The 12,371-nt window shown below is 65.2% G+C and carries 12 protein-coding genes and 2 pseudogenes; 6 read left to right on the top strand and 8 right to left on the bottom strand.

Annotated elements, in window-relative coordinates; translation table 11 throughout:
• Positions 1-20 precede the first annotated feature (20 nt).
• From PTT45_RS11070 to PTT45_RS11060, 4 genes and pseudogenes are all read right to left on the bottom strand, one after another.
• A complete protein-coding gene (locus PTT45_RS11070) occupies positions 21-1,082 on the bottom strand; it encodes an AI-2E family transporter (protein WP_273813329.1) in 1,062 nt (353 codons plus the stop codon).
• Between the two features lie 116 nt (positions 1,083-1,198).
• Complete coding sequence (locus tag PTT45_RS22345) at positions 1,199-1,954, bottom strand: methyl-accepting chemotaxis protein (protein ID WP_443218186.1); 756 nt, start codon at positions 1,952-1,954, stop codon at positions 1,199-1,201.
• A gap of 102 nt (positions 1,955-2,056) precedes the next feature.
• Positions 2,057-2,881, bottom strand: a pseudogene (locus tag PTT45_RS22340) (cache domain-containing protein); the annotation flags it as partial.
• A 90-nt stretch (positions 2,882-2,971) separates the two neighbouring features.
• The gene (locus PTT45_RS11060; RefSeq protein WP_273813327.1) at positions 2,972-4,291 is read right to left on the bottom strand and encodes a Na+/H+ antiporter family protein; all 1,320 of its coding nucleotides are present in this window, start codon (positions 4,289-4,291) and stop codon (positions 2,972-2,974) included.
• Between the two features lie 208 nt (positions 4,292-4,499).
• On the opposite strand from PTT45_RS11060, the pseudogene PTT45_RS22335 reads away from it, so the two are divergent.
• From PTT45_RS22335 to PTT45_RS11050, 3 genes and pseudogenes are all read left to right on the top strand, one after another.
• A pseudogene (locus tag PTT45_RS22335) lies at positions 4,500-5,807 on the top strand (PDC sensor domain-containing protein); the annotation flags it as partial.
• A gap of 102 nt (positions 5,808-5,909) precedes the next feature.
• Positions 5,910-6,665 carry a methyl-accepting chemotaxis protein gene (locus PTT45_RS22330; protein WP_443218185.1) on the top strand — a complete coding sequence of 252 codons (756 nt, stop codon included), beginning with the start codon at positions 5,910-5,912 and terminating at the stop codon, positions 6,663-6,665.
• A gap of 125 nt (positions 6,666-6,790) precedes the next feature.
• Positions 6,791-7,387, top strand: a complete 597-nt coding sequence (locus PTT45_RS11050; RefSeq protein WP_273813324.1) for an NADPH-dependent FMN reductase — start codon at positions 6,791-6,793, stop codon at positions 7,385-7,387.
• Here the strand turns inward: PTT45_RS11050 and PTT45_RS11045 are convergent, their stop codons facing one another.
• The 4 genes from PTT45_RS11045 to PTT45_RS11030 are packed head-to-tail and all read right to left on the bottom strand — an operon-like array spanning position 7,388 to position 9,991.
• Positions 7,388-8,704, bottom strand: a complete 1,317-nt coding sequence (locus PTT45_RS11045; protein ID WP_273813322.1) for a sensor histidine kinase — start codon at positions 8,702-8,704, stop codon at positions 7,388-7,390.
• Entirely contained in the window at positions 8,701-9,369 is a 669-nt protein-coding gene (locus PTT45_RS11040; protein WP_273813320.1) for a response regulator transcription factor, read from the bottom strand. Before PTT45_RS11040 ends, PTT45_RS11045 begins: the two co-directional genes overlap by 4 nt.
• On the bottom strand, positions 9,369-9,683 hold the full coding sequence (locus PTT45_RS11035) for a PepSY domain-containing protein (protein ID WP_273813318.1): 315 nt from the start codon (positions 9,681-9,683) through the stop codon (positions 9,369-9,371). Before PTT45_RS11035 ends, PTT45_RS11040 begins: the two co-directional genes overlap by 1 nt.
• Positions 9,683-9,991, bottom strand: a complete 309-nt coding sequence (locus tag PTT45_RS11030) for a PepSY domain-containing protein (protein ID WP_273813317.1) — start codon at positions 9,989-9,991, stop codon at positions 9,683-9,685. The genes PTT45_RS11035 and PTT45_RS11030 overlap by 1 nt, the downstream gene beginning before the upstream one ends.
• 170 nt (positions 9,992-10,161) lie before the next feature.
• Here PTT45_RS11030 and PTT45_RS11025 point away from each other — a divergent pair, with 170 nt between their 5' ends.
• From PTT45_RS11025 to queD, 3 genes are all read left to right on the top strand, one after another.
• Positions 10,162-11,241, top strand: a complete 1,080-nt coding sequence (locus tag PTT45_RS11025) for a patatin-like phospholipase family protein (RefSeq protein WP_273813315.1) — start codon at positions 10,162-10,164, stop codon at positions 11,239-11,241.
• A 2-nt stretch (positions 11,242-11,243) separates the two neighbouring features.
• Entirely contained in the window at positions 11,244-11,627 is a 384-nt protein-coding gene (locus PTT45_RS11020) for a DUF5329 domain-containing protein (protein ID WP_273813314.1), read from the top strand.
• Between the two features lie 69 nt (positions 11,628-11,696).
• On the top strand, positions 11,697-12,053 hold the full coding sequence (queD, locus tag PTT45_RS11015; RefSeq protein ID WP_081963315.1) for a 6-carboxytetrahydropterin synthase QueD: 357 nt from the start codon (positions 11,697-11,699) through the stop codon (positions 12,051-12,053).
• Positions 12,054-12,371: the final 318 nt, after the last annotated feature.

Here is a 12,371-nt window from a genome sequence, read left to right as displayed (position 1 = left end):
TTGCCTGTTGGGCAGAGGAATTACGGCAGGCGTACCCGCTGCCGGCCGCTGCGGTACAGGTCCCAGCTGGCGATGAACAACGCCGCGATCAGCGGGCCGATGACGAAGCCGTTGAGGCCGAACAAAGTCAGGCCACCGAGGGTGGAGATCAGCACCAGGTAGTCCGGCATGCGCGTGTCCTTGCCGACCAGGATCGGGCGCAGAATGTTGTCCACCAGGCCGATCACCAGCACGCCGAAGGCCACCAGCACGCTGCCCTTGAGCACCTCACCCTGGGCCAGCATGTATAGCGCCACCGGCCCCCAGACCAGCCCGCAGCCGACTGCCGGCAACAGCGATAGCAGCGCCATCAGCACGCCCCACAGCAGCGGGCTGCTGATGCCCAGCATCCAGAAGATCAGCCCGCCGAGCAGCCCCTGTACCGCGGCCACCACCAGGTTGCCCTTGACCGTCGCGCGCACCACGCGGGTGACCTTGATCTGCAGGCGCCGCTTGAGCGACTCCTCCAGTGGCACGGCCGTGCGCACCGTGCGCGCCAGCTCGGGGCCGTCGCGCAGGAAGAAATACAGCAGGTAGAGCATGACGAAGAAGCCGACCAGGAACTGGAAGGTGTTCTGCCCGATGTCGAAGGCCTTGGTGGCGAGGAACTCGCTGCCCTGCATCGCGCCCTTGGCGAGACGGTCGCGCAGGGCGTCGAAGTCGCCCAGCCCGATGCGCTCCAATAGGCGCTGCACCGCCTCCGGCAGCACTTCCTTGAAGCTCTCGACATAGGCGCCGATGTCCAGCTCGCCCTTCTCGATGCGCTGGTAGATGGCCGAGCCCTCGTTCACCAGCGCCAGGCTGGTGAGGATCATCGGCAGAATCGCCACCAGCAGGCAGATCAGCAGCGTGAGCAACGCCGAGAGATTTCCGCGCCCGCCGAAGCGCAGGGCCAGGCGCCGCTGCAGCGGCGCGAACAGCACCGACAGCACCACCGCCCAGAACAACGCCCCCCAGAACGGCAGGAGGATGACGGCGAACACCAGGGTCACCACCACCAGCAGAACGAGGAAGGCTTTTTGTTCGACACGCGATGAATACATGGGCGGACGCCTTGCGGAGCTGTTCCTGCTTAGTCCGCCAGCGCGCCGGCAAAGTGCGGCCTATTTCTGCGCCCATGAAAAAGGGCGCCGCAGCGCCCTCTTCAACCGCCCGTGCTTCAGATGCGGAACTGATGCACCAGGCTGCCCAGGCGCTCACCCAGCACCGACAGGCTGCGCGCGGTGTCGGCGCCCAGACGGGTCTCGTCGGCCACGCTGTCCACCGCTACGGCGATCTGGTGCACGCTGCGGTTGATCTCCTCGGCCACCGCGGTCTGCTCCTCGGCGGCACTGGCGATCTGTGCGTTCATCGCGTTGATGGTGCCGATCAGCCCGGCGATGGCATCCAGCGAGGCGCCGGCCTGGTTGGCCTGCTCGCTGGTGATCTCACCGGCATCGCTGGAACGGCGCATGGAGGTCACCGAGGCCTGCGTACCCTGCTGCAGACGGTCGATCATGCCCTGGATCTCCTGGGTGCTCTGCTGGGTGCGGCTGGCCAGCGCACGGACCTCGTCGGCCACCACGGCAAAGCCACGCCCGGCCTCGCCGGCACGGGCCGCCTCGATGGCGGCGTTGAGCGCGAGTAGGTTGGTCTGCTCGGCGATGGAACGGATCACATCGAGCACGCTGACGATGGACTGCACATCCTGCTGCAGGCTATCCAGCGACTGGCCGCTCTCGCGGATGTCGCCGACCAGCGCGTGGATGCGGGTGATGCTGCCGTCCACCACCTGCTTGGCGGCCTGGCCCTCGCGGTCGGTCTGCTGGGCCGCCTCGGCGGCGCCCTGGGCACTCTTGGCCACCTCGTGGGCGGCGGCAGACATCTCGTTGATCGCCGTGGCCACCTGATCGGTCTCGTGACGCTGGCGCTCCATGGCCTGCTCGGAGCGCTGCGCCTGCGCCGCCACCTGGCCGACCAGGCCGGTCAGCTGCTCGGTCATCTCGGCGATCTGCCGCACCAGGCCGTGGATCTTCTCGACGAAGCGGTTGAACGAGCCGGCCAGCTGGCCCAGTTCATCGTCACTGGTCACCGGCAGGCGGCGGGTCAGGTCGCCCTCGCCGGCGGCGATGTCGTCGAGGTTGGCCTTGATCTGCTGCAGCGGCCGCAGGAAGGTATTGGCGAGCGCCAGGCCACCGATGCCGAACACCAGCAGCATTACCACGGCAATAATGAGGATGCTGGTCAGGATGGTGTCGACGCGCTCGTCGATGGCTGCCTCGACCTCGGCCACCTGGGCCTCGACGCCGTCCAGGTTGACCGCCGTGCCCAGCGCCATGTCCCACTTCGGCAGGTAGTAGCTGTAGGCCAGCTTGGGCACCAGCACGCTCTCGTCGGTGGGCAGCGGCGAGCTGTACTCCACATAGTTGCTGCTGTCCTTGGCCACCCGCACCAGCTCGCGGTTGACGTAGACGCCGTTAGGGTCCTTGCGGTCGGCAAGGCTCTTGCCCACGTCCACCGAGCTGTCGCCACGGAACAGGCGCACCACGTCGGAGTCGTGGCCGAAGAAGTAGCCGTCCTTGCCGTACTTGATCTTGGAGAGGATGGCGATGGCCTGCTCGCGGCTGGCGGTATCGCCCTGGGCAGCGCCGTCATACAGGCCCTGTACCGAGCCGAGGGCAATCTGCATGTAGTTCTTCAGCTCCTGGCGGCTCTCGGCGACCAGGCGCTCGCGGGTCTGCGCCACCTCGTCGACGGCCAGATCGGTGAGGATCTTCGCCGCCGCCCCGCTCAGGACCAGGGCGAACAGGATGACTGGTAGCAGTGCGAGCAGCAGCACTTTGGTTTTCAACGTGAGGCGCATGTTCCCTTCCTTCTTATTGTGGAACTGCATAAAGCAGAACGGGGTTGCCGTGTTATCGGCAACCCCGTTTCAGCCTGAAGCCCTCACTGATTACAGCACCATTGCGGCGACCCAGCCAAACGCCAGCAACGGCAGGTTGTAGTGCAGGAAGGTCGGCACCACGGTGTCCCAGATATGGTCGTGCTGGCCATCGGCATTCAGGCCGGCAGTCGGGCCCAGCGTCGAGTCGGACACCGGCGAGCCGGCATCGCCCAGGGCGCCGGCGGTACCGACGATGCACACGATAGCCAGCGGGCTGAAGCCAAGCTGCACGCACAGCGGCACGAAGATGGCCGCGACGATCGGCACGCTGGAGAAGGACGAGCCGATGCCGGTGGTCACCAGCAGGCCGATCAGCAGCATCATCAGCGCGCCGATGGCCTGGCTGTGGCCGATCCAGCCGGCGGCGGAGCCGACCAGGCTGTCGATGTGGCCCGTGGCACGCATCACCTCGGCGAAGCCGTCGGCGGCGATCATGATGAAGCCCATCATGGCCATCATCTTCATGCCCTCGGTGAACAGGTCATCCGACTCGCGCCAGCGCACCACGCCGGACAGTGAGAAGAGCACGAAGCCGACCAGCGCGCCGATGATCATCGAGTCCAGCCACAGCTGCACGGCGAACGCCGCAGCCACCGCCACGCCGGCCACCAGTAGGCTGTAGGGGTTGTACTGCACGGCGACCTTCTCCACCTGCTCGATACGCTGCAGGTCGTAGTCGCGCTTGCCGCGGTAGCTGAGCAGCACCGCCACCAGCAGGCCGCAGAGCATGCCCAGGGCTGGCAGCAACATGGCCTGGGTGACACTGAGCCCGGCGGTATCGACGCCACCCTTGCGCACGCTGGCCAGCAGAATCTCGTTCAGATAGATGTTGCCGAAGCCCACCGGCAGGAAGATGTAGGGGGTGATCAGGCCGAAAGTGATCACACAGGCCACCAGGCGGCGGTCCATGCGCAGGCGCGCCATCACGTAGAGCAGCGGCGGTACCAGCAGCGGGATGAAGGCGATGTGGATCGGCAGGATGTTCTGCGACGACACCGACACCACCAGCAGCAGGCCGATCAGCAGCCAGCCGACCAGGTCACCGCCGCGTTCCTGCTGGCGGCCGACCAGCGCCAGGGCCTTGTCCGCCAGGGCATGGGCCAGGCCGGACTTGGAGATTGCCACGGCGAAGGCACCGAGTAGCGCATAAGACAGTGCCACGTTGGCTCCACCACCCAGGCCCTTGTTGAAGGCGGCCAGGCTGGCCTGCAGGTCGAGCCCACCGAGCATCCCCCCGGCCAGCGCACCGGCGATCAGCGCGATCACCACGTGCACCCGGCACAGGCTGAGGATCAACATGATGCCGACTGCGGCAACTACTGCATTCATCTACACACACTCCGCAGCGCCAGGCGCCTGCAAAAAAGCGCAGCACTCTGCCCGATGCCCCTGCCCCTGTCAAAACACGAAGTGCTCAATATTTCGATCACTTCGTGCATAATTTCGCCGCAGCTCTCGCCCATCACCCGAAAAAGGCTCTACCGCGCCTGATTCGAGTAAAGACTGCGCCCAGCCGACCGATACAGATTTCAGCCGTATGAATGTTGAAAGGACCCGCCCCATGCAGTTGCGCCTGTCCATCCAGTTGAAAATCACCCTGCTCGCCGGTCTTTGCCTCTTGGCAATCGTGACCCTGCTCATGGCAGCCTCGCTCTACCAATCCAGCCACAGTGCCGCCATGGTCAGGAGCTCCAGCTCCGCCATGCTGGAAGAGTCGGCGCGCGCGCGCCTGGCCTCGCGTGGCGAGCTGCAGGGCATCCGCATCCAGCGCTACTTCATGGACGCCTACCAGTACGGCAAGGGCTTCTCGCGTCAGGTGCTGTTCCTCAAGGATCAGGCCGAGAAACGCTTCCTCGATGCCTTCGACCTGCGCGAGGACATGACCCGCCAGGTGCGCTCGGCGCTGGAGGCCAGCCCCGGCCTGCTCGGCCTCTATCTGGTGTTCGAGCCCAATGCGCTGGATGGCAAGGACGAGCTGTTCGCCGGCCAGGGCGAGCTGGGCAGCAACGACAAGGGGCGTTTCTCCCTCTACTGGTCCCAGACCGTACCCGGGCAGCTGGAAGCCGAGGCGATGAAAGAGGAGCAGCTCAACGACACCACGGCTGGCCCCAGCGGCGCGCCGTACAACGCCTGGTACACCTGCCCGCGCAACACCGGCAAGACCTGTGTACTGGAGCCCTACTTCGACGACATCAACGGCAAGCAGGTGCTGATGACCAGCATCGCCTTCCCGCTGGAGCAGAACGGCAAGGTGATCGGCGTGATGGGCGTGGACATCAGCCTGGAGAGCCTGCAGCAGCTCAGCAGCAAGGCCAGCAGCGAGCTGTACGACGGCCAGGCCCATGTCAGCATCATCAGCGCCGCTGGCCTGCTAGCCGGGCATAGCCGCGATGCCAGCCAACTGGGCAAGCCGCTGACCAGTGCCTTCCCCAACCAGGGCGGCCAGATCAGTCAGATGCTCAGCGCCGGTACCGCGCAGTTCCTCGAGCAGGAAGGCAAGCTGCGCGTCTTCGAGCCGCTGCTGCCGATTCCGGAAGCCAAGAACTGGGGCGTGCTGCTGGAAGTGCCCAAGGACATCCTGCTCGGCCCAGCCATCAAGCTGGAACAGCAGCTGGATGCACAGCGCACCGACGACACGCTTTTCTCCATCGGCGTCTCGCTGGCGGCCGTGCTGCTCGGCGTGGCGCTCATGTGGCTCACCGCGCGCGGCGTGACCCAGCCCATCCTCGGTGTCGCCGCCATGCTGAAGAACATCGCCAGTGGCGAAGGCGACCTGACCCGCCGCCTCGAATACGCCAAGCCGGATGAGCTGGGCGAACTGGCCGGCTGGTTCAACCGCTTCCTCGACAAGCTGCAACCGATCATTGCCGACGTGAAACGCTCGGTGCAGGACGCGCGCAGTACCGCCGACCAGTCGGCAGCCATCGCCAGCCAGACCAGCGCGGGCATGCAGCAGCAGTTCCGCGAGATCGACCAGGTGGCCACCGCCTCCCAGGAGATGAGCGCCACCGCCCATGACGTGGCCAACAACGCCGCCCAGGCCGCTGATGCCGCCCGTGGCGCAGACTCCGCCGCGCGCGAAGGCCTGTCGGTGATCGATCGCACCACCCTGGCCATCGAGCAGCTGGCCAGCGAGCTCAGCTCGGCCATGGGCGAGGTGGAAGCCCTGGCCAGCAGCAGCGAGCAGATCGGCTCGGTGCTCGAGGTGATCCGCGGCATCGCCGAGCAGACCAACCTCCTCGCTCTCAACGCGGCCATCGAGGCAGCGCGTGCCGGCGAGGCTGGTCGCGGCTTCGCCGTTGTCGCCGACGAAGTGCGCAACCTGGCCAAGCGCACCCAGGACTCCGTCGAGGAAATCCGCCAGGTGATCGAGAACCTGCAGAACGGCACCCGCGATGTGGTCGGCTCCATGCATAGCAGCCACAAGCAGGCCCAGGGCAGCGTCGAGCAGGTCGAACAGGCGGTGGTCGCGCTGCGCCGCATCGGCGACTCGGTCACCGTGATTAACGACATGAACCTGCAGATCGCCTCGGCCGCCGAAGAGCAGAGCGCGGTTGCCGAAGAAGTGAATCGCAACGTGGCGAGCATCCGCGACGTGACCGAAGCGCTGTCCAGCCGGGCCGACGAGTCCGCGCGTGTCAGCCAGACCCTCAACAGCCTGGCCAACCACCAGCAGGGGTTGATGGACCAGTTCCGCGCCTGAGTCGCTGCGCCGGCGCCCTTCGCGGGCGCTGGCGCCATTCGACAACCACACTGGCGCATAGCCCCCTTGCCCCGCCCTAGAGCGCTCGGTAGCCTGCGCGCAGTCATTCGCAAGAGAATCCGAAGATGCTCAATATCGCCCTGATCGCCGGCTCCAGCCGCACTGGCAGCCAGTCCGCCAAGGTCGCCCGCTTCCTCCGCCAACGCCTGATCGAGCTGGGCCTGACCAGCACCGAGCAGAGCAGTCTGATCGACCTCGGCGAGCGCGCCCTGCCGCTGTGGCCGGCTGACGACAAGGGCCCCTGGAGCGAGTACCAGCAACAGTTGGCCGCCGCCGATGCGCTGGTGGTGATTGCCCCCGAGTGGAACGGCATGGCCTGCCCGGCGGTGAAGAACTTCTTCCTCTATGCGAGCAAGGCCGAGCTGGCGCACAAGCCGGCATTGCTGGTGGGCGTGTCTTCCGGCATCGGCGGCGCCTATCCGATCAGCGAGCTGCGCGCCTCTGGCTACAAGAACTGCCGCATCGGCTACCTGCCGGAGCACCTGATCGTGCGCCACGTGGAGGCGGTGCTGAACGAGGGTGAAGCCAACGGCGAAGACGATCTGCGCATCCGCAAGCGTGCCGACTACGCCCTAGACATCCTCGGCAAGTACGCCGAGGCGCTGAAGCCGGTGCGCGCCAGCATCGACCTGAGCAACCCGTCCTTCACCAACGGCATGTGATCAGCTGCGCTCCGGCAGCCTGATCGCCACCCGCAGCCCGCCCAGCGGGCTGTCTTCCAGGCTCAGGCTGCCCCCCCAGGCCTCGACTATGTCACGCACGATGCCCAGGCCCAGGCCATGCCCGGCCACCTGCTCGTCCAGGCGAGTACCCCGCCCCAGCACGGCCTCGCGCCGCTCCGCAGCGATGCCCGGGCCATCGTCGTCGACCCATAACCAGTAGCAACCATCTTCCCGAGCCACGCTCAGGCGTACCTGCGCATCGGCCCACTTGCAGGCGTTGTCCAGCAGGTTGCCGAGCAGTTCCAACAGGTCCTCGCGGTCCCAGGGCAGGCAGAGGCCCGGTTCGGCCTGCCACTCCAGTTTCAGGCCATGGCTGTGGATCATCTCCAGCATGGCAAGCAGCCCAGGCAGCTCTTCCGCGCAATCGAAATGCGCGCCGGGCAGCACATCACCGGCGAGCCGCGCCCGACCGAGTTCACGCTCCAGACGCTGCTGGATCTGGGCCAGCTGCTCACGCAGCGTCGCCTGCAGCTCCGGCTGGCCACGCAGTTCGTCGCGCTCGCTCAGGCTGACCAGCACCGCCAGCGGTGTCTTCAAGGCATGTCCCAGGTTGCCCAGGGCATTGCGGGAGCGCTTCAGGGTGTCCTCGGTATGGCTGAGCAGCCGGTTGACCTGATTGACCAGCGGCTCGAGCTCCTGTGGGACCTGCGCATCCAGCTCGCTGCGGCGCCCCTGTTGCAGCTGGGCGATCTGCCCACGCACCCGTTCCAGCGGGCGCAACGCCGCACGCACCGTGTAGCGCTGGGCCAGCAGGATCAGCAGCAGAGCGGCTGTACCCAGACCCAGGCCCAGCCACTGCAGACGGCGGAAGCTCTGCAGAATGGGCGTGTAGTCCTGCGCCACGCTAATGGAGAACTGCTGGCCGAAGCGCTTGTAGTCGGCGCGGTAGACCAGCAGCAGCTGACCGCGCGGGCCATCGCCGAGGGCGTCCTGCAAACCCTCGCCAGCCGGTGCCTGCAGGTCACGGTCCCATAGCGAGCGCGAACGCCAGGTCTGCCCCGAGAAGTCGATGCGGAAATAGTGGCCGGAAAAGGGCCGGTGAAAGTTCGGGTCGAGCCGCCGCTCGTCCAGCTGCACACCGTTCGTACCACGCACCAGAGCGGCAAGCAGCGTCTGCGTCTCGTCCTTGAGGTCCTCCTGCAGGTAACGGCGCAGGCTGTGGTCGAAGAGCAGCAGACTGGCCTGGGCCAGGAGCAACCCCGTCACTACCAGCACGCCGGCCAGCCCGAGGCTGAGGCGGCGCTGGATCGACCTCAAGCCCCCACTCCCGCGTAGCGATAGCCCTGCCCGCGCCGGGTTTCGATAACCTCACGGCCGAGCTTGCCGCGCAGACGATTGACGTGCACCTCCAGCACATTGGAGTCGCGCTCGCTCTCACCGTCGTACAGATGCTCGGCCAGATGCCCTTTGGACAGGATCTGCCCCGGATGCAGCATGAAGTAGCGCAGGAGGCGAAATTCGGCCGAGGTCAGCTCGATCTGCTCGCCATCACGCGTCACGCACTGGCGGCTCTCATCCAGCTGCAGGCCGGCGGCCTCCAGTTGCGGCTGGTTGGCCAGGCCGTGGGCGCGGCGCAGTAACGCCTGGATGCGCAGGGCCAGCTCTTCGGGGTGGAAGGGTTTGGTCAGATAATCATCCGCACCAGCCTTCAGGCCGTCGATGCGCTCGGCCCAGGAGCCGCGGGCGGTGAGAATCAGCACCGGCGTAGCCAAACCGCCAGCCCGCCACTCGCGCAACACTTCCAGTCCGGGTTTGCCGGGCAGGCCGAGGTCGAGAATGATCAGGTCATAGGGCTCGGTCGCCCCCTGATAGGTGGCGTCGCGGCCATCGGCCAGCCAGTCCACCGCATAGCCCTGCCCCTTGAGGCTGGCCAGCAGTTCATCGGCCAGGGATACGTGATCCTCTACCAGCAACAGGCGCATCAGTCCTCCACTTCATCCTTGAGGATGCGACCATCGCGGGCATCCAGCTCCAGTTCGCGAACGGTGCCGTCGGCGGTCAGCAACTCGACCTCATAGACCAGCACGTCGTCCTCCTCTTCCAGCTCTGCCTCCAACAGCTCCGCCCCGGGGTAAAGCCCCAGGGCGGGTGCCATCAGCTCTTCCAGGGGGCGGATCACCCCCTCTTGGCGCAGACGCAACACGTCATCCTGGTCCAGGTCGCGGGCTTGCGCATCAAGCGTCAACACCGCCAGAACCAGGGCCAGAATGCCGCTATAGCGAAACACGAACTTCATTAGTCATCCCGATGCTCTTGCAGGATCTGGCCATTGGTGGCGTCCAGTTCCACGTCCCACTGCACGCCTTGGGCGTCACGCAGCTCGACTTGATAAACGTAGCGACCGTGCTCCTGTTCAAGCTCGGTATCCTCGATCTTGCCGCCGGGGTATTTGGCCAGGGCAGCTTCATTGAGCTTCTCGAAGCTCTGGATGGTACCGGCATCGCGCAGTTTCAGCGCTTCGTCCGGACCCAGGTCACGGGCCTGGGCGATACCGGCGGTGGCGGCCAGGGCGGCAATGGCGAAAAGGCTGGTCAGCTTGTTCATGGTGTTCTCCTCGGGGTAACTGTTGTCTACGGTGCCCAAGATACTTGTGCCGACTTAATTCAAGCTGAATACAGCAGCGCCTCACAACTGGCCGGACATTCACCTGCTGAAGTCGCTTGGCCTGTCGGAGCACGCCACTATAATCGCTGGCTCGCAATACGGAGCCGAGCATGACCGCGATCCATATCAAGTCCCCAGCCCTCAGCCTGCGCGCCGGCAAGCGCGCCCTCGCCCGCATTCGCGAACGCGGCCTGCAGCCTGCCGACGTCGGCATTCTGCCTGGTGCAGCAGGCGGCCCCAAGGGGCTCGGCATCCAGGGGCTGGACCTCGCGCTGTTCGGCGACTGGCTACCGCGGGCGCCACGTGAGCGCACTCTGATAGGCGCCTCGATCGGCTCCTGGCGTTTCGCCAGCGCCTGCCTGCCGGATGCCTGCGCCGGGATCATGCGCCTGGGCGAGCTCTATACCAGCCAGCGCTTCGCCAAGGGTGTGAGCATGAGCGAGGTCTCGCGCAGCTGCGTACAGCTGCTGAATGACCTGCTGGAGGGACAAGACGCTGCCGTCCTGAACAATCCGCTGTATCGCCTGAACATCGTGGTCGTGCGCAGCCACGGCCTGCTGCAGCACGACCATCGCGGCAAGCTGGGCCTGGGACTCTCTTCGGTCATCGGCAACAACCTGCTCAGCCGTAGCCGCCTGTCCCGTCATTTCGACCGGGTGATCCTGCACGACAACCGTCAATTACCACCCCTGGCGGCGCTGAACGACTTCCGCTCGGACTTTCATATCCTCGCTGAGGGCAACCTGCGCCAGGCTCTGCTGGCTTCCGGATCAATCCCCATGGTGATGGAGGCGATCCGCGACATTCCAGGCCTGGAGCCCGCGACCTACCGTGATGGAGGCCTGCTCGACTATCACCTGGACCTGCCCTACCTGGGCGATGATGTGGTGCTCTATCCGCATTTTACCGACAAGGTCATCCCCGGCTGGTTCGACAAGGGACTGCCCTGGCGCCGCGGCGACGCAACGCGCCTGCAGGATGTCCTGCTGCTTGCGCCATCGCGCGAATACCTGGCAAGCCTGCCCCACGGCAAGCTGCCAGACCGCAGCGACTTCAAGCGCTATCTGGGTGACGACGAGGGTCGCGAGCGCTACTGGCGAAAAGCGATGGCCGAGAGCCGCCGCCTCGGTGACGAGTTCCTCGAGCTGGCCGATAACGGCCGCCTCGGCGAGCGCCTGCAACCACTCTGAACATGCACGGCAAGGAAGCAATCATGTCCCTCGGCAGAACACTCGCCCTCTCTGTCCTGCTCGCCTGCGGCAGTAGTCAGGCGGCCCTCAACGAACAGAGCCGGCAGGAGGTCGATGCCCTGCTCGCTTTCGTCGAAAGCAGCGGCTGCCTGTTCATCCGCAACGGTAGCGAGCATCAACCTGCGGAAGCCCGCAAACATCTGCAGAAGAAGCTCGACTATCTGGAAGACAAGGGCAAGGTCGACTCGCCCGAAGACTTCATCGCTCTCGCAGCGACCGAAAGCAGCATGAGTGGCGAGCCTTATCAGGTGAACTGCCAGGGCCAGCTGCAACCCTCTGGCGATTGGCTCAACACCGAGCTCCTACGCTTGCGGCAGACGCAGTAAAGGCTCGAACTGATAAACTGCGAGGCGAGCTTCACGCCGCTTCGCGGCCTATTCAGCAGAGCGTTTATCTTGGAACTGTTCAAAGAATTCACCTTCGAATCCGCCCATCTTCTGCCGCATGTGCCGGCTGGCCACAAATGCGGTCGCCTGCATGGCCACTCCTTCCGTGCTGCCATCTATATCGAGGGCGAGGTCGATCCGCATACCGGCTGGATTCGTGACTTCGCCGAGATCAAGGCCATCTTCAAGCCAATCTACGAGCGCCTCGACCACAACTACCTGAACGACATTCCAGGCCTGGAAAACCCCACCAGCGAGAACCTGGCCAAGTGGATCTGGCTGGAACTCAAGCCACTTCTTCCAGAACTGTCCCGCATTCGAGTGCATGAGACCTGCACCAGTGGCTGCGAGTATCGCGGCGACTGACAGCCTCTTCGGAAACAAAAAAGCCACCTCGACAGGTGGCTTTTTTGTGGGCGCAATTTGCGACTTCAGTAGATACCGGTATCAGCAGCAAACATGCGGTCCAAGTACTATCGTCGTCGCACCGCAAAAGCAAAGAAGCCAGCTCAAAGGTGGCCTCTGATTGTGAGCGCTTCAGCTATCCAGCAAGGCCCTGGTCACCGCCTCACGCGTTCGTAACTCGCATGCAAGCTCTACCCGCCGGACTAAATTTTCTTTCGCGCAAAAGCCAAACCCCCACCCGCTTGCGCGGATGGGGGTTTGGGGATAGGAGCTTGACGA

This window comes from Pseudomonas sp. Gutcm_11s, from assembly GCF_028649395.1.
Taxonomy (GTDB): Bacteria; Pseudomonadota; Gammaproteobacteria; order Pseudomonadales; family Pseudomonadaceae; genus Aquipseudomonas.
Note: the sequence above shows the minus strand (reverse complement) of the source record. Positions and strands in the feature narration are given on the sequence as shown.

Excerpts from the sequence above, each read along its gene's own strand:
- PTT45_RS11060 (WP_273813327.1), bottom strand. The coding sequence starts at position 4,291 with ATGAATGCAGTAGTTGCCGCAGTCGGCATCATGTTGATCCTCAGCCTG.
- PTT45_RS22345 (WP_443218186.1), bottom strand. The coding sequence starts at position 1,954 with ATGGAGCGCCAGCGTCACGAGACCGATCAGGTGGCCACGGCGATCAAC.
- PTT45_RS11040 (WP_273813320.1), bottom strand. The coding sequence starts at position 9,369 with ATGCGCCTGTTGCTGGTAGAGGATCACGTATCCCTGGCCGATGAACTG.
- PTT45_RS11035 (WP_273813318.1), bottom strand. The coding sequence starts at position 9,683 with ATGAAGTTCGTGTTTCGCTATAGCGGCATTCTGGCCCTGGTTCTGGCG.
- PTT45_RS11050 (WP_273813324.1), top strand. The coding sequence starts at position 6,791 with ATGCTCAATATCGCCCTGATCGCCGGCTCCAGCCGCACTGGCAGCCAG.
- PTT45_RS11070 (WP_273813329.1), bottom strand. The coding sequence starts at position 1,082 with ATGTATTCATCGCGTGTCGAACAAAAAGCCTTCCTCGTTCTGCTGGTG.
- PTT45_RS22330 (WP_443218185.1), top strand. The coding sequence starts at position 5,910 with ATGCAGCAGCAGTTCCGCGAGATCGACCAGGTGGCCACCGCCTCCCAG.
- PTT45_RS11020 (WP_273813314.1), top strand. The coding sequence starts at position 11,244 with ATGCACGGCAAGGAAGCAATCATGTCCCTCGGCAGAACACTCGCCCTC.
- PTT45_RS11030 (WP_273813317.1), bottom strand. The coding sequence starts at position 9,991 with ATGAACAAGCTGACCAGCCTTTTCGCCATTGCCGCCCTGGCCGCCACC.
- PTT45_RS11025 (WP_273813315.1), top strand. The coding sequence starts at position 10,162 with ATGACCGCGATCCATATCAAGTCCCCAGCCCTCAGCCTGCGCGCCGGC.